General features: G+C 68.9%; 18 protein-coding genes and 1 tRNA gene. 13 read left to right on the top strand and 6 right to left on the bottom strand.

The window, feature by feature from the left end; all coding sequences use genetic code 11:
* Nucleotides 1–38 precede the first annotated feature (38 nt).
* The gene (locus VGO10_RS03320; RefSeq protein WP_327465127.1) at nucleotides 39–2156 is read left to right on the top strand and encodes a sodium-translocating pyrophosphatase; all 2118 of its coding nucleotides are present in this window, start codon (nucleotides 39–41) and stop codon (nucleotides 2154–2156) included.
* Between the two features lie 71 nt (nucleotides 2157–2227).
* Here VGO10_RS03320 and VGO10_RS03315 read toward each other — a convergent pair whose 3' ends face one another.
* Nucleotides 2228–3421, bottom strand: a complete 1194-nt coding sequence (locus tag VGO10_RS03315) for a hypothetical protein (RefSeq protein ID WP_327465125.1) — start codon at nucleotides 3419–3421, stop codon at nucleotides 2228–2230.
* Nucleotides 3422–3586: 165 nt separating this feature from the next.
* On the opposite strand from VGO10_RS03315, the gene VGO10_RS03310 reads away from it, so the two are divergent.
* The 11 genes from VGO10_RS03310 (at nucleotide 3587) to VGO10_RS03260 (ending at nucleotide 11227) form a co-directional block, all read left to right on the top strand.
* A complete protein-coding gene (locus tag VGO10_RS03310; protein ID WP_327465123.1) occupies nucleotides 3587–5503 on the top strand; it encodes an APC family permease in 1917 nt (638 codons plus the stop codon).
* Between the two features lie 26 nt (nucleotides 5504–5529).
* Nucleotides 5530–5742 (top strand): hypothetical protein, encoded by a 213-nt coding sequence (locus VGO10_RS03305; RefSeq protein WP_327465121.1) that lies wholly within the window; start codon nucleotides 5530–5532, stop codon nucleotides 5740–5742.
* 8 nt (nucleotides 5743–5750) lie between these two features.
* On the top strand, nucleotides 5751–7769 hold the full coding sequence (locus VGO10_RS03300) for an amino acid permease (protein ID WP_327465119.1): 2019 nt from the start codon (nucleotides 5751–5753) through the stop codon (nucleotides 7767–7769).
* Between the two features lie 75 nt (nucleotides 7770–7844).
* Nucleotides 7845–8270 (top strand): potassium channel family protein, encoded by a 426-nt coding sequence (locus VGO10_RS03295; protein ID WP_327465117.1) that lies wholly within the window; start codon nucleotides 7845–7847, stop codon nucleotides 8268–8270.
* 11 nt (nucleotides 8271–8281) lie between these two features.
* Entirely contained in the window at nucleotides 8282–8956 is a 675-nt protein-coding gene (locus tag VGO10_RS03290) for a potassium channel family protein (protein ID WP_327465115.1), read from the top strand.
* A 34-nt stretch (nucleotides 8957–8990) separates the two neighbouring features.
* Nucleotides 8991–9062 (top strand) — tRNA-Gln (locus VGO10_RS03285).
* Nucleotides 9063–9135: 73 nt separating this feature from the next.
* The gene (locus VGO10_RS03280) at nucleotides 9136–9351 is read left to right on the top strand and encodes a hypothetical protein (RefSeq protein ID WP_327465113.1); all 216 of its coding nucleotides are present in this window, start codon (nucleotides 9136–9138) and stop codon (nucleotides 9349–9351) included.
* Between the two features lie 44 nt (nucleotides 9352–9395).
* Nucleotides 9396–9569, top strand: a complete 174-nt coding sequence (locus tag VGO10_RS03275; protein ID WP_327465111.1) for a hypothetical protein — start codon at nucleotides 9396–9398, stop codon at nucleotides 9567–9569.
* A gap of 36 nt (nucleotides 9570–9605) precedes the next feature.
* Nucleotides 9606–10022: a helix-turn-helix transcriptional regulator gene (locus tag VGO10_RS03270; RefSeq protein ID WP_327465109.1), complete on the top strand. Its 417-nt coding sequence runs from the start codon at nucleotides 9606–9608 to the stop codon at nucleotides 10020–10022.
* Between the two features lie 96 nt (nucleotides 10023–10118).
* Nucleotides 10119–10742, top strand: a complete 624-nt coding sequence (locus VGO10_RS03265) for a hypothetical protein (RefSeq protein WP_327465107.1) — start codon at nucleotides 10119–10121, stop codon at nucleotides 10740–10742.
* A gap of 80 nt (nucleotides 10743–10822) precedes the next feature.
* Nucleotides 10823–11227 carry a plastocyanin/azurin family copper-binding protein gene (locus VGO10_RS03260; protein WP_327465105.1) on the top strand — a complete coding sequence of 135 codons (405 nt, stop codon included), beginning with the start codon at nucleotides 10823–10825 and terminating at the stop codon, nucleotides 11225–11227.
* Between the two features lie 79 nt (nucleotides 11228–11306).
* Here the strand turns inward: VGO10_RS03260 and VGO10_RS03255 are convergent, their stop codons facing one another.
* Together VGO10_RS03255 and VGO10_RS03250 are read right to left on the bottom strand one after the other, a co-directional pair.
* The gene (locus VGO10_RS03255) at nucleotides 11307–13133 is read right to left on the bottom strand and encodes an ABC transporter ATP-binding protein (protein WP_327465103.1); all 1827 of its coding nucleotides are present in this window, start codon (nucleotides 13131–13133) and stop codon (nucleotides 11307–11309) included.
* Nucleotides 13130–14908, bottom strand: a complete 1779-nt coding sequence (locus VGO10_RS03250) for an ABC transporter ATP-binding protein (protein ID WP_327465101.1) — start codon at nucleotides 14906–14908, stop codon at nucleotides 13130–13132. Before VGO10_RS03250 ends, VGO10_RS03255 begins: the two co-directional genes overlap by 4 nt.
* Nucleotides 14909–14990: 82 nt before the next feature.
* On the opposite strand from VGO10_RS03250, the gene VGO10_RS03245 reads away from it, so the two are divergent.
* Nucleotides 14991–15185, top strand: a complete 195-nt coding sequence (locus VGO10_RS03245) for a hypothetical protein (protein ID WP_327465099.1) — start codon at nucleotides 14991–14993, stop codon at nucleotides 15183–15185.
* Here the strand turns inward: VGO10_RS03245 and VGO10_RS03240 are convergent.
* The 3 genes from VGO10_RS03240 to VGO10_RS03230 all read right to left on the bottom strand — a co-directional run.
* A complete protein-coding gene (locus VGO10_RS03240) occupies nucleotides 15143–15397 on the bottom strand; it encodes a hypothetical protein (RefSeq protein WP_327465097.1) in 255 nt (84 codons plus the stop codon). The two genes, VGO10_RS03245 and VGO10_RS03240, sit on opposite strands and share 43 nt — an antisense overlap.
* Before the next feature lie 107 nt (nucleotides 15398–15504).
* Nucleotides 15505–16614, bottom strand: coding sequence for a hypothetical protein (locus tag VGO10_RS03235; protein ID WP_327465095.1), 1110 nt, complete (start codon nucleotides 16612–16614; stop codon nucleotides 15505–15507).
* Nucleotides 16611–18119 (bottom strand): AAA family ATPase (locus tag VGO10_RS03230; protein ID WP_327465093.1); only part of this gene is annotated, 1509 nt, incomplete at its 5' end. The genes VGO10_RS03235 and VGO10_RS03230, both read right to left, overlap by 4 nt.

Genomic DNA, 18119 nt, shown 5'->3' with positions numbered 1-18119 from the left:
GCTCGAGCGTCGCTTGTTTCCCCTGTCAAGGAGGACAGATGTCAACGCTCAATCCCGCTGCGGCGGGCGGAGCAGCCACTGTCGCGGGCGCGAACCTGACCTGGGTCGCGGTCGTTGCTGTGGTCGCCCTGGTGGCGCTGGCCGTGGCCGGCTGGCTGGTCAGGGACGTGCTGGCGGCCAGTCAGGGCTCGCCGAAGATGCAGGAGATCGCCACGGCCGTGCAGGAAGGCGCGGCGGCCTACCTGCGCCGGCAGTTCAGGACGATCGGCGTCTTCGTGGTGCTGATCTTCTTTGTGCTGCTGATCCTGCCCGCTGATACCGGCTCGGTCCGGATCGGCCGGTCCCTCTTCTTCCTGGTCGGCGCCCTGTTCTCGGCGCTGGCGGGATTCACCGGGATGTGGCTGGCGGTGCGCGGGAACGTCCGGGTGGCCGCGGCCGCGAACGAGGGCGGCGAGCGGTCGGCCATGCGGATCGCCTTCCGCACCGGCGGCGTGGCCGGCATGTTCACCGTCGGCCTCGGCCTGCTCGGCGCCACGATCATCATCGCGATCTTCCAGAACACCGCGTCCGCCATCCTCATCGGCTTCGGCTTCGGTGGCTCACTGCTCGCCCTGTTCCTTCGAGTCGGCGGCGGCATCTTCACCAAGGCGGCCGACGTGGGCGCGGACCTCGTCGGCAAGGTCGAGGCCGGCATCCCCGAGGACGATCCGCGCAACCCGGCGACGATCGCCGACAACGTCGGCGACAACGTCGGCGACTGCGCGGGCATGGCGGCCGACCTGTTCGAGACCTACGCGGTCACGGCGGTCGCGGTCATGCTGCTGGGCGTCCTGACGTTCACCGCGACCGACGCGACGGCCGCGGCCCTCTACCCGCTGGTCCTCGGCGCCGTGGCGATCGTGGCCTCCATCATCGGCACGTTCTTCGTCAAGACCAAGACCGACAACGTCGAGGGCGCGCTTTACAAGGGCCTCATCGCCTCTGGCGTCATCGCGGCGATCCTGTTCTACCCGGTCACCAAGTGGCTGATGGACGGCGTCCAGTACAAGGGCGGCCTCGACACGCCGGGCGTCGGCAAGCTCTACCTCTGCGCGCTGATCGGCATCGGCGTCACCGCGCTGCTGTTCGTCATCACCGACTACTACACCTCGACGCGCTTCGGCCCGGTCAAGAAGACCGCCGCCGCCTCGCAGACGGGCCACGCGACGAACATCATCTCCGGCCTCGCGCAGGGCTTTCAGGCCACCGCGCTGCCGGCGCTGGTGCTCTGCCTCGGCATCCTCGGCTCGTGGAAGCTCGCGGGCGGCGGGACGATCGGCATCTACGGGATCGGCGTGGCCGTCATGGGCCAGCTGTCGCTGACCGGCCTGATCGTCGCGCTGGACGCCTTCGGGCCGATCACCGACAACGCGGGCGGCATCGCCGAGATGGCCGAGCTGCCCGAAGAGGTTCGCAACATCACCGACAAGCTCGACGCGGTCGGCAACACGACCAAGGCCGTCACCAAGGGCTACGCGATCGGCTCCGCCGTCCTGGCGGCCGTCGTGCTCTTCGCGGGCTTCCGCTTCGAGCTGGCCGACAACGGCGTCAGCGCTTCGACGTTGAACTTCGACGTCGGCAACCCGGCAGTCCTGATCGGCTTGCTGCTCGGCGGCCTGATGGTCTGCCTGTTTGCGGCGATGTCGATGGAGGCCGTCGGCCGCGCGGGCGGCGAGGTCGTCGAGGAGGTCCGCCGGCAGTTCCGGGAGAAGCCCGGGATCATGGAGGGCACCGACCAGCCCGATTACGCGCGCTGCGTCGACCTCGTCACCAAGGCCGCGCAGCGGGAGATGATCCTGCCGGCGCTGCTGCCGATCGCGATGACGTTCATCGTCGGCGTGATCGACATCCAGGCGCTGGGTGGCCTGCTGATCGGCGTCATCGTCGTCGGCTTCTTCTTCGCGGTCATGATGACCGCGGGCGGCGGGGCCTGGGACAACGCCAAGAAGCTGATCGAGGACGGCGCGTTCGGCGGCAAGGGCTCTGAGGCCCACGCTGCGTCGGTCACCGGCGACACCGTCGGCGACCCGTTCAAGGACACGTCCGGACCGGCGATCAACCCCATGATCAAGGTCGCCAACATCGTGGCGATCCTGATCATCCCGATCATCACGTAGGACAGCACGCGAGGGTGGGCCTGTTTGCCGCGGTCAGACCGCGCGCGGCGGGCCCACCCCTCGCGATACCGCTAGCTCAGCGTCGTGTTGGGCTCGCCGTTGGCGTTGAGCCCGGTCCCGTGCGTGCACGTACCGCCGCGCGGCGTGCCGCCGTTGTAGGCCTGCCGCACGCAGTTGCGCAGCGCCTTCTCACCCCAGTAGTTGGGGTGCAGGTCCTCTTGGAGCAGGTAGGGCCCGAAGAGCGTCGAGGTCGTCCGGATCTGGCTGACCCACTCGGTCTGGTCGGCCGCGCCGGCGCTCGTCCAGGTCGCCAGGCCCTTCTCCTCCAACAGCCCGACCGTGTTCTCACACAGCCGCCGGCCGTTGAACAGCGACGAGGTCTCGAGGATCTTCGTGTTGGTCAGCCCCGACTGCGAAGCGCCGTTGCGGGCCGAGTTGTTCATGGCCACGACGGCCGTGTCGTTGGCCCAATCGGCGTCGCGGTTCCAGACGCCACAGCCACCCGTCGACTGGCGCGTGTAGCCGGACTCCGAGTAGCGGATGGCCGCGCCGCGCGGGAGCGGCGAGGCGTAGGTCTGGACGTCCAGCGTCCACGCGTTGTCGGCGTAGCCGGCGTTGCGCATCGCCGTCCGCAGGTTCTGGAAGGCGCCGGCGACCTGCGTCGTGATCGTCGCTTGGTTGGCCGCGGTGAAGCGCGAGCTCACGCTCGAGTCGTCATAGCAGTAGTCCTTCCACCAACTCGGGCTGGTGAGGAAGTCGACGACGCAGGACTGCACGATGTCGGCGAAGCCGTAGTTGTTGGCGCCGATCAGCACGACCACCAACTTGACGTTGTGCGTCGAGGCGTACTGCTGCAGCGTCTTGGCCTGGCCGAGGTGGCCCGCACCGTCGTCGTAGAAGTCCAGCCCGGGCTTGAAGTCGCTGCCGGAGCTGAAGGGCTGCGTGGAGGTGCGCGCGCCGCTGCACGCGAGGTTGGCGGAGTTGACACCGCCGCCGATGGCGATCTCGTTGGCCTTGGAGCGGTGGCAGCCGGGGGTCGATTCGCCCGTCGCCGTGTCCCAGTAGGCGCTTGACCCGAGCGCGTCGACGTTGTTGGAGCTGCCGTTGGTGTTGCCGGCCCAGCGGCCGGCCTCCCCGCTGATGGCCGAGTCGCCGACGCTGACGACCGACGGCGTGCCCGACCCCGGACCGTCGGCCATGGCCGCCGGAGCGGCGAGGCCGCACGCGGCCACGACCGTGGCGAGCGCGCAGATGAGCTTGTGCATGGACCCTGTTCCTCCTGATTGCGGACCTCTGTGTCCTGGATGGAGCGTCCCTGCGCAGCGAGTCTCATCGTCCGCACGGGCTCGATGCAAGAGCCGCGACGGCAAGGTGTCCGATAGACGGCGGCGCCTCCCGACCGCCCCGCGGCCTACACTGCGCAGCGCTCGATGGCCGAACGCCGACTCCATGGCCTCCAGCGCGTCCTCGGGGTCAACGCGCTCTTCTCGACCGCCTACGGCAACGTGGGATCGTCGATCTATTACGCGTTGGGCCTCGTCGCCAGCTTCGCGCTCGGCCTCACCCCGGTGGTGTTCATCATCACCGGCTTCATCTTCTACCTGACGGCCGCCACCTACGCTGAGGCGACCGCGATGTACCCGGAGGCGGGCGGCTCGTCGTCGTTCGCGCGCCACGCCTTCAACGAGTTCTGGAGCTTCTTCGCCGCCTGGGCGCAGATGCTCAACTACACGATCACGATCGCCATCTCGGCGTTCTTCGTGCCGCACTACCTCGGCGGCCTCTTCTGGGCAGAGCTGCGCCACGGCCCCGGCGACATCATCTTCTCGATCGGCCTGATCGCCGCGCTGTCGGCCGTCAACGTCCGCGGCGCCAAGGAGTCGGCCGGCGTCAACATCGGCCTGGCCGTCGTCGACTTCCTCACGCAGCTGCTGCTCGTCGCGATCGGCCTGTTCCTGGTGTTCAGCCCGAGCACGCTGATCGACAACGTGTCGCTCGGCATCGCGCCGACGTGGAAGGACTTCTTCGTCGCGATCCCGGTGGGCATGATCGCCTACACGGGCATCGAGACGATCTCGAACATGGCCGAGGAGGCCAAGGACGAGGAGAAGACGATTCCGGCGGCGATCAACCGCGTGGTGATCGCGGTGTTCGCGATCTACTCGCTGCTGCCGATGGTCGCGCTGAGCGCGCTGCCGGTCACCAAAGGTCCCGACGGCACCTACACGACCCAGCTCGGCCTGCCCGAGGACCAGGGCGGCTTCTCCGGCGACCCGGTGCTCGGCGTCGTCAAGCACTTCGACCTCGGCTTCCTGCAAGGACCGGCGGAGATCTACGTCGGCATCCTGGCGGCCACGATCCTGCTGATCGCCTCCAACGCGGGGATCATCGGCGTGTCGCGACTCGTCTACTCGATGGGCATCCACCGCCAGGTGCCCGACAAGCTGCGCACGTTGCACCCTAAGTACGGCACGCCGTACATCGGGATCATGATCTTCGGTGCGGTCGCCTGCCTGGCGGTCATCCCCGGGAAGGCCGACTTCCTGGGCAACATGTACGCCTTCGGGGCGATGTTGTCGTTCACGGTCGCGCACCTCGCGGTGGTCCGTCTGCGGCTGTCGCAGCCCGATGCCCGCCGGCCGTGGCGCGGGCCGGGCAACATCGCGCTCAGCGGCGGGCGCTCGCTGCCGCTGTTCGCGGTCTTCGGCGGGCTCTTCACCTTCCTGGCGTTCCTCGTCGTCACCGCGTTGCACATCGACGTCGCGCTCGCCGGCATCGGCTGGCTGACGCTCGGGATGCTCATCTACCCGGTCTACCGCCGCCGCCAGGGGCTGGACCTGACAACGACGCACAAGGTCGCGATTGAGCGCTCGGTCGTCGAGCACGAGGCCGAGTACGAGTCGGTGCTGGTGGTGCTCGACGCGCAGGCCTCCTACTCGCACGGCGCGGTGGCGACCGCGGCCAAGCTCGCCGCGCGGCGCCGGCGCGGCATCCACGTGCTCGTCTACATCGCGGTGCCGCAGTCCTCGCCGATCACCGCTGAGCTCCCCGAGGCCGAGCAGGCGGCAGAATCGATCATCGAGCAGGCCCGCCTGCAGGGCGGCCGGCGCGTGACCGGCCACATCGAGAAGGTGCGATCAGGAGGTGCCGGCCGGATGATCGTTTCGGAGGCGCGCGAACTGCGCGCCCAGGCGATCGTCGCGCCGCTACCGCCGCGCAGCGGCGCCACCCTGTTCGGCAAGACGCTGGAGACCGTGCTGGCCGAAAGGCCATGTCGCGTGATCATCCAGTCCGACGCCGCCAAGGTGCCGCCCTCCAAGCGCCCGATCACCGTCCTCGACGAGTGACCGGCGTCTAGCCTGTGCCCCAGAAGATGCCCGAGCCACGCAACCTGCATCGGCAGACGACCGGCCTGCTGTCGGTGGTCCTCGTGATCCTTGGCATCGCCATGATCGTCCGGACGATCATGGCGGGCGGCGGCGGGCTGGCCTTCGGATTGTTGATGGGCGTGCTGTTCATCGCCGCCGGCCTGGGTCGCATCTACATCAACACGCGCCTCGCCAGCCGCGCGCCGCGGGAGCGCTGAGCGGCCCGATGCTCGGCAAGGGGCTCGGCCAGCCGGCGCTGTTTGCGATCGTCTACACGGCGGTCGCCAGCTCGATCTACTTCTCGCTCGGCGTCGTCGCCGATCACGCGCTCGGCCTGACGCCGCTCGTCTTCCTCGTCGCAGCGCTCTTCTTCGCCCTGGCGGCGATGACCTACGTCGAGGGCGCCTCGCTGCACCCCGAGCGCGCGGGCTCGACGGTCTTCGCCCGCTACGGATTCAACGAGCTCATCAGCTTCATCGCCGGCTGGGCGATCCTGCTCGACTACGTCATCCTGATCGCGGTCACCGCGTTCTCGGCGACGAACTACCTGGCGGCCTTCTGGGGCGACCTCGGGCACGGCAGCACCGAGATCATCCTCGCGCTGGGGATCGTCGCCTACGTCGCGCTGCGCAACATCCGCGGCTTCTCCACGACGCGCGTCAACCGGATCAGCGCGCTGGTCATCGCCGACATCGGCCTGCAGCTGGCGCTGATCGTCATCGGGCTCGCCGCCTTCTTCAACTACGACAACCTGGTCAACCCGATCCACCTCGGGACGACGCCGAAGTGGAGCGACGTCATCTTCGCCCTCGGCGTGGCGACCGTGGTCTTCACGGGGCTGGAGTCGGCGGCGGGCGTGTCGGCGGAGGTGACCGCGAGCCGTGCGTCGCTCAAGCGCCTGATCGGCAGCGCGACCGTCGTCGTCATGGTGGTCTACGTCGGCATCGGCCTGGTCGCGATGACGGCGTTCCCGGTCACCGACGGAACGACGGCGCTGAGCGACCGCTACCTCGAGGCGCCGGTGCTCGGCATCGCCGACGCGTTTGACACCGACTGGCTGGCGACGGTCTTCAAGTACACCATCTCGGTCGCGGCGACCGCGACGCTGATCGCCGCGTCGAACTCCGCGATGCTCGGCCTGTCGCGGCTGGCCTACTCGCTGTCGCGCAACCGCCAGATCCCGAGCGCGCTGGGGCGCCTGCACCCGACGCGCTCGACGCCGTTCGTCCTGATCATCATCGCCGCGGTCATCGCGGGCGCGCTGATCGTGCCCGAGGACCTCGACTTCCTCGTCGGCATCTACGCGTTCGGCGCCCTGCTGGGGCTGACGATCGCGCACCTCTCGATCATCTCGCTGCGCTACCGCGAGCCCGACCGCGAGCGCTTCTACAGCGTTCCGCTCTCGGTGCCGTTCCGTGGCGGCTCGCTGCCGCTGCCGGCGGTCGTCGGAGCGATCCTGTCGGCCGCGGCGTGGGTCAGCGTCGTGATCACCCACTCTGGCGCCCGCTACGTGGGCTTCGGCTGGATGGCCTTCGGCCTGGTGACCTACGTCGTCTACCGGCGAACCCAGGGCAAGTCGATCCTCAAGCGGGTGACGGTCCCTGAGGCGGCGCTGAAGCTGGAGCGCGACGAGCTCGAGTACGGGTCGATCTTGGTGCCGCTGACGGGCACGCCGTTGGACGACGACATGATCCAGACCGCCGGGCGGCTGGCCGGCGAGGAGATCGATCCGGGCCTCGATCGCCAGGGCTCGACGATCGAGGCGCTGTGGATCTTCGAGGTGCCGATGGCGCTGCCGATCGACGCGCGGCTGCCCGACGCGCAGCTGGAGCGCGCGCGGGCGGCGCTGCGGCGGGCCAAGGCGGTGGGGGAGGAGTACGAGGGCGTCGAGGTCGCGACGGCGACGGTGCGCGCCCGGCGCGCGGGCACGGCGATCGTCGACGAGGCGCGGCGGCGGGGCGTGCAGGCGATCGTGCTGGCGGCTGAGGAGCCGTCGCGGATCCGTGGCGGCGCGCTGCTCGGCGGCCGTGGCGGGCCGATGGACAACTTTGTCGGGGATGCGACGAAATACGTCGTCTCCAAGGCGGGCTGTGAGGTCATCCTGACGGCGCCGCCGTCGAGCGATGTGCCGGTCACGAGCGCGCTCGATCCCGAGGAGCATCCGACCCGGGCCGGCGACGACGGGCGGGCGCACGACCAGTCGATCAGCGCGGCGCCGCCGCTGCGCGAGCGGCCGCCGCGTTAACACGGCGTTCACTGTCCCTCGACCTAGCCACCCGAGGAGCGCTGAACCGCGGCCCGCTGGGTAATGTTCGCGTCGATGTTCATCCTCATCGTCGGCGCGGGTCGCGTCGGCTCCTCAGTCGCCCGGTCTTCCCTGGCTGCCGGCCACACCGTCTCGGTCCTCGACGAGGACCCGCTGTCGCATGAGCGCCTCGAGGTCGGCATGGACCGCACCTGGGAGGAGGCCGGCGGTCGCTTCACCGTCGGCCACGGCATGGAGGTCGACGCGCTGACCGAGGCCGGCATCCTCGAGGCCGACGTCTTCATCGCGTCCACCGACGGCGACAACACCAACTTGACGATCTCGCAGATCGCGCAGAAGCACTACGAGGTCGAGAAGGTCATCGTGCGCGTCATGGACCCGGCCCGGGCCGCCTGGTATCGCGAGCAGGGCCTGCACACCATCTGTCCCACGCAGCACGCGATCGAGATGTTCACCTCGGCGCTCGGCGAGATCGGCTAAGGAGCGCACGGATGTACGTGATCATCGCCGGAGGCGGCAAGGTCGGTTGGAACCTCGCCCGCGAGCTGATCGACAAGGGCAACGAGGTGACGCTCATCGAGAGCCGTCGCACGCGGTACCTCACGATCGAGCAGGAGCTCGAGCACGCCGTCCAGTACGGCGACGCGACCGAGCTGTGGGTCCTGGAGCGCGCGGGCATCCAGCGCGCCGACCTGTGCATCGCGGTCACCGGCGACGATGAGGACAACCTCCTGATCTGCCAGATCGCCAAGGAGAAGTACCTCTGCGAGCGCATCATCGCCCGCATCAACAACCCGCGAAACCGACCCTGGTTCGAGCTGCTGGGCATCCAGCCCGCCGTCAGCGCGACCGACCTGATCCTGCGCCTGATCGAGCACGAGGTGCCGTCCTACGGGCTCGTGCACCTGCTGGATCTTCGCGACGAGCAGCTGGAGATCATCGAGGTCGAGGTCACCCAGCACTCACCCGCCGCCGGCAAGACCGTCCACGAGATGAACCTCCCCGACGGCGCGCTGATCATCTCGCTGCTGCGCGCCGGCCGCGGCTTCGTCCCCAAGTCCGACTCGATCATCGAGGCCGGCGACGAGGTCCTGCTGGTACTCGACCCCGGCCTCGAAGACGCCATCACCGCCCGCTTCGCGCCAAGCGACCGCGACGCGGCCTAGCCTTCTATACTCGGCGGCCGCAACACCGCCCCATTGCCGGATGGTGTAATTGGCAACACGGCTGGTTCTGGTCCAGTTATTCTAGGTTCGAGTCCTAGTCCGGCAGTCTCGCGAAGCGCCTAGAAACGGGCGCTTTCTGCGTTCTGGGCGCTCCTTCCCGGGTACGCCCGCGGTCGAGCATGAACTGGCCCGAGATCATCGCCGGACTGCTGTTTCTCATCTGGCCACTGACCTACCGTCACCAGATCGCGAAGATCCACGATCGCATGCAGGCCCGTGGCCGGGACACGACGCGGTTCGACGAGAGTATGAGCCGGCCGTTCTTCCGAGCGATGCTGTGGATCGTGCCCGTGCTCGGCGTGGCCGTGCTGCTCGCTGGTCTCGCCAGTAGCTAACACCTATACCCAAGCGCCACTGCGGCGATCTAGAGTGCTCTGCCGTGAGTGAGCATTGGGTGGTGGACTTCGACGTTGGGGCGGTGCAGGACTTCGAAGGGGTGAAGGCGCGAGATGAGCGGCGCGGGGTCTTCACGGTGATCGACAAGTTGCGCCAGTTGGGTCCCAAGCTGCAAGGCCCGCACATGAAGTCGCTCGCCGGCGAGGCTGATCTCTGAGTCGATCAATCACTCATAGGTTATCATGAATGAGTCATGGTCAGGCATAACAGCAGCAGCGGTGTCAGCTTCGGGGAACTCGTCGGCGAGGAGCTCAACTCCGACGATGACTTTCGGCGTGAGTGGTTGAGGCTGGCTCCGGCTCGGCAGTTCGCGGTCATGCTGATCGGATATCGGTCCGATCACGGGCTGTCCCAGCGGGCGCTTGCCGAGAACCTTGGCGTATCCCAGCCGCGCATCGCCAAGATGGAGTCCGGTGAGCAGAACCCTGATTTCGACACGATCGTTGCCACCGTCGAGCGGCTTGGGACGGAGTTCGTTCTTGACGTTGGGCCCGCGCAATACGAGGCTAAGTTGGTGACCAGGGGAGCGAAGACTTCGGGAGCCGTCGCCCGCTACGGCAACGTGTCGGTCGTCACCGCGTCGGCTTCGAGACGCAAAACCGGACGTTGAAGGCCCGAAGGGCCTCAGAGCGGGTCTGGACAAGAGGTCGTAGACGGGCCCGATGCGCTCAGGTTGGCCGGAAAACGGCCGAATCAGAAGGAAGCCGTGCTCGAGCTTCCTTCTGCCGATCCTTCGCTGCTGCCCGCGATGCGGGAGCAGGGTGGTGAGCTCGGCCGCCAGTTCGTCGACGTGTTCGTCGGCTTCCGCCTGCGCTTTCACACCGAGCGGGAGGCGTTCTCGTTCTCCCAGCACTTCCGGTTCGCCTCGCCGCGGTCGGCGTTGCGGCAAGAGGGTGGCGGCGTGGTGTGGGTCGGCTTCCACGGTTGGGCGTTCGATGCCGCCGATGCGCAGATGCAGGCGGCGCTTGCTGTGCGCCACAGCGCTATTCGGGGGAAGGTCCGCCACATTCCGGCGGCTACCGACGCCGAGATGCATCCGACCGATCGGCTGCTGTTGGAGCCCGAGAAGGCACGGCGCGAGCGCGACGAACTGCTGGCCAAGATCGACGAGGCCCTGCCGCATATGTACGACACGCGCCGCACCGCGCTCGGCGGGGCGAGCCCAGCGTCGCGGCAGATCGGCACAGGGCGACCGGGCAGCGGCAGTGCTACCCCTGCCAGCACCCCGCGCCAGGATCCACCTGCCAGCCGCGTCTCCAAGGCACCGCCCGGCTTCGACACCAGCGCCGGCACGACGCCGAAGCGCAAGCGCAGCCTCTTCGGCCGCTGACCGCTGAGGGAAGGATCCGGCGCCTCCGGCGTCTAGAGGGGTAGGCCACTCGTCCATCTGCCCTCGAAGGGAGCACTGTCATGGCCAGCTTTCTCTCGTCCCGCCGCATGCTCGTCGTCGCGCTTGCTGCGCTCACCGCGCTTGCTGGAGTCCTGCTGCTGTCGCGCGATCAGCCGGCAAATGCCGCTGCCAGCGGCAAGACCGTTCACCTCTCCGCCAATGCGGCGGGCAAGTTGAAGTTCAACAAGACCAAGATCACCGTGTCGCACGGCAAGGTCACGTTCGTCATGGCCAACCCGAGCAGCTCGGGCAAGCCGCACGCGATCGCCGTCGAAGGCAAGCACGTCGACAAGGACGGCAAGACCGTTCAGCCCGGCGGCACGTCGAAGATCACCGTGACCCTCAAGAAGGGCACGTATGAGTTCTACTGCCCCGTGGACGGCCACAAGGCCGCCGGCATGGAGGGCAAGGTCATCGTGAAGTAGCCCCTCCAGCTGCGTCGAGGGACGACTGATGGTCTGTCACGGACCATCAGTCGTCCCTCGACGCCTGGCGGGCGCGGCGCTACGCCGCCGCCTGCTCGGCCCAATCGCGGTAGAGGCGCCAGTAATGGCCCTCTGCCGCGAGCAGCTCGTCGTGCGTGCCGGATTCCACGATCCGGCCGCCTTCGAGCACCACGATCCGCCCGGCCTGCCGGATGGTCGACAGCCGGTGCGCAATTACGATCGCGGTCCGGCCCGCCAGCAGGCGCCGCAGGCCTTCCTCGATGATCGTCTCGGTGTGGAGGTCGACGTTCGACGTCGCCTCATCCAAGACCAGGATCCGCGGGTCGGCGACCAGCGCACGGGCAAAGGCCACCAACTGCCGCTGGCCCGCCGACAGCTGCACGCCACGTTCGCCGATCTGGGTGTCCAACCCGTGCTCCAACCGCTGCACGAACTCCCACGCGCCGACGGCGCGGCACGCGCGCTCCAGCAGCGCGTCGTCGACAGCACCGTCGTCGCGGATCCCGAAGGCGATGTTCTCCCGCAGCGTCCCGCTGAACAGGAAGCCCTCCTGCGGCACGATCCCCATCTGCGAGCGCAGCGAGCGCATCGTCACGTCGCGCAGATCGACGCCGTCGACCTTGATCGCACCCGAGGTCGGGTCATAGAAGCGCGCCGCCAGCTTGGCGAACGTCGACTTGCCCGCGCCGGTCGCGCCGACCAGCGCCACGGTCTGCCCCGGCGGGACATGCAGCGTCACGTCCTCCAAAGCGGTCTTCGTGCCTTCGGCCGTCGAGTAGGCGAACGTCACGTCCTCGAACGCGATCTCGCCCCGCAGCGGTCGCGGCAGGTCCGGCGCGCCCGGCTTGTCGACCAGGTCGGGCTCCTCGTCGAGCAGACCGAAGATCTTGTCCAGCGCCGCCATGCCCGACTGGTAGGTCGTGTAGACCTGCGACAGCTGCGAGATCGGGTCGAAGAAGCCGTTGAGCGCGGCGATGAAGCCGACCAAGACACCGACCGTGACGCTGCCGGCCAGCACCTGATGGCCGCCGTAGATGAGGATCCCGACCGTCGCGATGGCGGAGACGAACTCGATCGCCGGGAAGTACGCGGCGTTCAGGTTGACCGTCGTCTGGTTCGCTGCGCGATTCTCGGCGTTGAGGATCGCGAAGCGATCTATGTGTCGCGGCTCCTGCGCGAAGGAGCGCATCACGCGAATGCCCGACAGGGTCTCCTGCAGGTAAGCCGTGAGCTGGCCGATCGTCTCGCGCGTACGCCGGAACGCGTCGGCCGAGGCCAGCCGGAAGGCCAGCGAGCCGACGGCCATCACCGGAAAGATGATGAAGGTCAACAGCGCGAGCTCGACGTCGAACCAGAGCAGGATCGCGATCGAGCCGATCAGCGTCAGCGTCGCCTGAAAGAGGGTGGTGACCGAGTCGGTGACCATCGACTCCAGTGCCTCGACGTCGTTGGTCATGCGCGAGATCAGCACGCCCGCCGGGCGGCGCTCGTAGAAGCCGACCGGCATCTCCTGCAGGTGCTCGAAGATGTCCAGCCGCAGATCCTGCAGGGCGCGCTGGCCGACCCAGTTGGTCAAATATGTCTGGACGTAAGACGTGCCCCAGACCACCAGCGCGCTGAAGATGAAGAGCACGACGATGACGTCCAGCGCGCCGAGGTCGCCCTTGGTGATGCCCTGGTCGATCGCCTGCTTGGCCAGCGGCGCGGGCGCCAGCGAGGCGGCCGTCCCCAGGACCAGGGCCACGAACATCAGCGCCGTCCGCGTCCGGTAGGGGCGCAGCAGCTCGACGATGCCGCGCAGCTTGCGCCCGCGTCCGCCGGTCTCGCGCAGGCGGCGGCGCAGATCGTCGCGCCGGCTCAGTCCTGCTGCCTGCTCGCTTCTCACAGTCCCGCCACCTCTCGCTCGATCGGGTTGCGGTTGAGGAAGACCTGATCCGGCAGGCCCTTCTCGACGATCTCGGCGTACAGCGGTGAGAGCTCCAGCAGCTCGTCGTGGGTGCCCTCGGCGATGATGCGTCCGTCTCCGACCACGACGATGCGGTCGGCCAGCGCGATCGTGCTCAACCGGTGGGCGATGATGAAGGTCGTGCGTCCGGCCATCGCCTCGCGCAGCGCCTCCTTGATCGCCTGCTCGGTGGAGGCGTCGACCGCGGAGGTCGCGTCGTCGAGGACCAGGACGCGCGGGTCGGCCAGCAGCGCACGCGCGATCGCGACGCGCTGGCGCTGACCGCCGCTGAGCGTCAGGCCGCGCTCGCCGACGCGCGTCGCGTAGCCGTCGGGCAGCGCCGCGATGAAGTCATGGGCCTGCGCGCGCCGTGCGGCCCGCTCGATCTCCTCCATCGCCACGTGCTCGGCGCCGCCGCGCGCGTAGGCGATGTTGTCGGCGATGGTGGTGGAGAACAGGAACGGCGCGTCGTCGACGACCGCGATCGCCTGGCGCAGCTCGACGGGGTCGACGTCGCGGACGTCGGCGCCGTCGATCAGGACTGCGCCGGCGTTGACGTCATAAAGCCGTGGGAGCAAGGCCACCAACGTGGTCTTGCCCGAGCCGGTCGCGCCGACCAGCGCGACCGTCGTCCCCTCCGGGACGTCGAGCGACACGTCGTACAGCGCGTGCCCGGGCGCGCCCTCGTAGCCGAAGGAGACGTCGCGCAGCTCGACATGCCCGCTCCCCGCCGGCAGCGCGAGCGGCGACGCCGGCGCCGCGATCGCTGCGCGGCGATCGAGCAGCTCGAAGATGCGCGCGCCCGAAGCGGTCGCCCGCTGCGCCAGCCCGAGCGACATGCCCAGCGAGCGCATCGGTCCCAACAACATGAGCAAGTAGGTGTAGAACGCCGTGAAGTCGCCGAGCGTCATGTGGCCCGACACGACCCGGCGCCCGCCGAACAGCAGCACGCACGCCAGACCGATCTGCGGCAGGAAGCCGATCAACGGCTGGTAGAAGGCGCTCAGCTTCGTCGCGATCATCTCCTGGTCAAAGACGCGCGCGGTCGAGCGGGCGAAGCGCTCGAGCTGGCGGTCCTCGCGCGCGAAGGCCTTGACGACGCGCACGCCGCCGATCGACTCCTCCGCGTCGGCGGTCAGCTCCGCGATCCGCTGCTGGACCGCCTGCTGGGCGGGCCGCGCGCGGCGGCCGTACCGCGCGGCGATGATCACGACGAAGGGGACGGGCACCAGCGAGATGACCGCCAGCAGCGGATCGACGAGCAGCATCGCCACCGCGGCGAGCACGATCGTCAGCGCCGACTGCATGATCAGCACGAGGCCGTAGCCGAGGAAGAAGCGCACGGCCTGCAGGTCGACGGTCGCGCGCGACATCAGCTGGCCGGTCTGCTGGCGGTCGAAGAAGCCGAGTTCCAGCGAGAGCAGGTGCGTGTAGAGCCGCTGGCGCAGGTCGTACTCGACGCCGAGCGAGACGCGCCCGGCGATCAACCGTCGCGCAACGGTCAACAGCAGGCGCCCGACGCCGGCGGTCGCGATGAGGATCCCGAGCCGGTCCAGGTCCGAGCTGTCGCCTGCCCGGATCTGGTCGATGGCACGGCCCGTGAGCCATGGGATCGTCACCGTCAGCGCCATCGCGACGGCGGCGAGGACGCCCGAGAGCACCACGCCGCGGCGGTAGGGCGCCAGGAAGCCGAGGAGTCTGCGGAAGATCGCCAAGGAGCCGTATTGTAGTTGCGCAGGAAACAAACCTGCGCCGAGGGGGTCGGGAGGGGTGCGGGCCTGCGATGCTCAGGGTCAAATGGAGGCTTCGCGATTCGGCCTGTGCGACCGCTGCGCGCACCAGCAGCTCGTCAAGAGCGGGCGCGGCTCGGAGTTCTCGATGTGCCGCCTCGGTCTCAAGGACCCCGACTGGCCCAAGTACCCGCGGATGCCCGTGCTGCAGTGCTCGCGCTACGAGCCTGCCGCCGCCGCGCGCCGCGCCTCGATCTCATAGGGGTTGGACGCGTAGCCGCGGTAGAGGTAGCTCAGCGGCATCGTCAGCGGGTGGTGCTGCATCTGCCAGACGTGGCAGAGCTCGTGGCAGACGAGGTCGGCCGATGTGGTCGCCAGCGGCGCGCGCAGCAGGATCAGGTCCCACATCGTGTAGCCGTCAAAGCGCGAGAACCACGGCAGCGTGAAGAGCCACGGCACGGTGAAGATCCGCACGGTGCGCCGCAGCCGGACCGGCCGCGGGTAGAGCTCCAGCCGGTCCAGTCGTGCCTTGGCCGCCGCCAGGGCGGCGCGCTCGTCAGGCGAGGGAGGACGCAGCAGGCTCAGCCGAGGGGTACCGGGTCGAGCACCAGGATGAAGCCCGCGTCCTGGTTGGCCGTCGTGAACTTGGATGAGAAGAGCTTGCCGATCGTCAGCGCCGAGACGTTCTGCGCATCCGGCGACCGGCTGACGCTCGCGACCGTCGGCGTCTTCTTGGCGACCAGCGTCGTGGCGAGCGGATGGATGATCGCCGACTGCACGTCGGGCTCGTCGGTGCGGAACAGGAGCGCGTGCGCGGGGGTCGTCTTGGCCTTCGTGAGCTTGCCGGTCACCGGGTCCAGCGCCGCCGGGCCCGTCGGCGGCAGGATCACGACCGCCTTCGACACGCCGAGGTACTTGAACGAGTACAAGGCCAGCTCCAGCGCCTCACGTCGCAGCAACAGGAGACGCGCTTGCGACGGCTTACCGGCGAGGTTGCAGTTGTCGGCGTACACGCCGCACAGGCGATAGAGCACGCCGGTGCCGTCCAAGATGTCGATGTCACCGCCCTGTGCTGCCGTCTGCAGCACGGCGATGGTCACCGGCAGCCCATGGAGCTCCAGCGCGCTGCCCGTGACCGTGGCCAGCTGCTTGCCCCCGACGCGGTACTCGCGCCCGACGTGGTCGGCGATCTCGTTCGCCCCGAGGACGCCCTTGGTGGTCGGTTCCCACCTCGACCAGGGCGGGCCGGCAGGCAACGTGGAGATGTTGTCGTTCTTGCCGCCGACGACCACGGCGACGAGCAGCACGACCGCCGCTGCGCCGATGGCGATCAGCGCGCCGAAGAGGAACTGGAAGCGCGCGGAGTAGCGCGAGTACGGCGGGACGACCACCTCGATTGGGGCGGCGGCTTCGTCGGCGGTCTGCGTGGTGGCGGCCGCCGTGGCGTCGGCGGCGAGCGTCTCGGTGTCGCTTACGCCTTCGCCTGCCGGCGCCCACAGGCGGCCGGCGGCGGCGCGCGGCGTCTCGGTCGGCACGAGCGTCGCCGGATCCCACTCGGGCCGCGTGCCCACGAGATCCGGCGGCCGGTGGCGGCTCTGCTCGAAGCTCTCCTCAGCCTCGGCGACGACGTCGACCTCGGCGTCCTTCGGGCGCTGGTTGTCGTCGTCGGGGATGTCGTGCTCGACGCTCACAGCTTCGGCCAGATCGTGTCGTCGGTGATGTCGATGGTCGGAGCCTCGAGCTCGAGCGACTCCAGCAACTCGACGACCTCGTCGCCGAACAGCTCCTTGCGCTTGACGAGCTCGTCGGCGACGTAGGCGACCTGCTCGCGGTTGTGGCGGATCACGCAGAAGGCGGTCACGTAGGCCTGCCCGAGGATCTCCGCGGCCGATCGGGCCTTGTGGGGATCGCGCAGGATCGCCGCGATCGGGTCGCCGCTCTGGGTCATGCCGCGCGAGCGGTTCATGATCTTCTGGCCGATGCGCTCGAAGCGCCGCAGGTACTCGCGCTCGGCCTCCTCGCGCGCCTCGTCGCTCTCGAACTCCAGGTGCGACAGATCGACCGGCATCGGCCCCATGCCCGAGAAGCCGACCATGACCGCGGCGCTGGTGCTCGCCGACTGCACGTCGCCGCCGACGCCGGTGCCGTTCTCCCCGTAGAAGACGTGCTCGGCGGCCATGGCGCCGAGGCCCCAGACGATGTCGGCCGCCTCCTGGTGGCGCCAGCGCACGAAGCGCTCTTCACGATCCATCACCTGGTGGTGGCCGAGCGAGCCGCCGCGCTTGCGGATCGACAGGCGCGTCGACTGGCGAAACGACATGTAGACGTGGGCGGCGACCGCGTGGCCGGCCTCGTGGATCGCGGTCGAGCGGCTCTCCTCGGCGATGTAGTCGATATTCTGCGCGGTGCCCGACTCGATCGTCGTGATCGCCTGGACCATGTCGTCCCAGCCGGCCTCCAGCCGCCCGTCTGCGTGCGCGTAGGTCAGGGCCATCGAGCAGACCTGCTCGATCATCGCGGGGGAGTAGCCGCCGGTGATCCGCGCCAGCTCGTCGCGCCGCTTGGGCGTGTTGAGGTCGGCGACGTGGTCGACCTTGTCGAGATAGAGGTCGAAGATGTCGGCCCGATCATCCTTGGTCGGCGTGCGGAACCAGACGTGGCGGCCCATGCGGCCCGGGCGGATGAGCGCCGGGTCGAGGCGGTCGATGGGCACGTTGGTGGCGCCGATGAAGTAGACCTGCTCCTGCCGCGGCTTCGGCGCGCGGCGGCGCAGCGTCACGCTCCCGACCTTGCGCGGGATGATGTACGACGCGTCGAGGAAGTTGTTGATGCGGTTGGTCCAGAACTTGTTCCAGAACGGGGGCTCGTCGACGCCGTCCATCTGGATCAGCAGCTGGTTGAGGGCCATGCCGCCGCCCATCCCGCCGCCCATGCCCCCCGGGAAGATGAAGTTCTCGATGCGCCCGTAGAACGCCGCGAGCGAGGGCGGCAGCCACGGCTGGGTGCTCGGCGCCCGCAGCTCGAAGAGCTTCTCGCGCCACGCGCGCGTCTCGAGGATCAGGTCGCCGCTGCTCGTCTGCGCGCCCCACGGGCCGTGGAAGGCGAAGTCCTCGAACGAGGTGTCGCCGGTGAACGCGCCGGCCGTGCCGCCGCCGCCGAGCGCCTGGCGGCGCAGGCCGACGGCGTCGATCTCGTC

It is taken from the genome of Baekduia sp. (genome assembly GCF_035996765.1).
Taxonomy (GTDB): Bacteria; Actinomycetota; Thermoleophilia; order Solirubrobacterales; family Solirubrobacteraceae; genus Baekduia.
Note: the sequence above shows the minus strand (reverse complement) of the source record. Positions and strands in the feature narration are given on the sequence as shown.

Bases quoted from the DNA above. Each gene is read 5' to 3' on its own strand.
- VGO10_RS03315 (WP_327465125.1), bottom strand. From the start codon at position 3,421: ATGCACAAGCTCATCTGCGCGCTCGCCACGGTCGTGGCCGCGTGCGGC.
- VGO10_RS03310 (WP_327465123.1), top strand. From the start codon at position 3,587: ATGGCCGAACGCCGACTCCATGGCCTCCAGCGCGTCCTCGGGGTCAAC.
- VGO10_RS03320 (WP_327465127.1), top strand. From the start codon at position 39: ATGTCAACGCTCAATCCCGCTGCGGCGGGCGGAGCAGCCACTGTCGCG.
- VGO10_RS03280 (WP_327465113.1), top strand. From the start codon at position 9,136: ATGAACTGGCCCGAGATCATCGCCGGACTGCTGTTTCTCATCTGGCCA.
- VGO10_RS03245 (WP_327465099.1), top strand. From the start codon at position 14,991: ATGGAGGCTTCGCGATTCGGCCTGTGCGACCGCTGCGCGCACCAGCAG.
- VGO10_RS03300 (WP_327465119.1), top strand. From the start codon at position 5,751: ATGCTCGGCAAGGGGCTCGGCCAGCCGGCGCTGTTTGCGATCGTCTAC.
- VGO10_RS03305 (WP_327465121.1), top strand. From the start codon at position 5,530: ATGCCCGAGCCACGCAACCTGCATCGGCAGACGACCGGCCTGCTGTCG.
- VGO10_RS03290 (WP_327465115.1), top strand. From the start codon at position 8,282: ATGTACGTGATCATCGCCGGAGGCGGCAAGGTCGGTTGGAACCTCGCC.
- VGO10_RS03260 (WP_327465105.1), top strand. From the start codon at position 10,823: ATGGCCAGCTTTCTCTCGTCCCGCCGCATGCTCGTCGTCGCGCTTGCT.
- VGO10_RS03295 (WP_327465117.1), top strand. From the start codon at position 7,845: ATGTTCATCCTCATCGTCGGCGCGGGTCGCGTCGGCTCCTCAGTCGCC.
- VGO10_RS03270 (WP_327465109.1), top strand. From the start codon at position 9,606: ATGGTCAGGCATAACAGCAGCAGCGGTGTCAGCTTCGGGGAACTCGTC.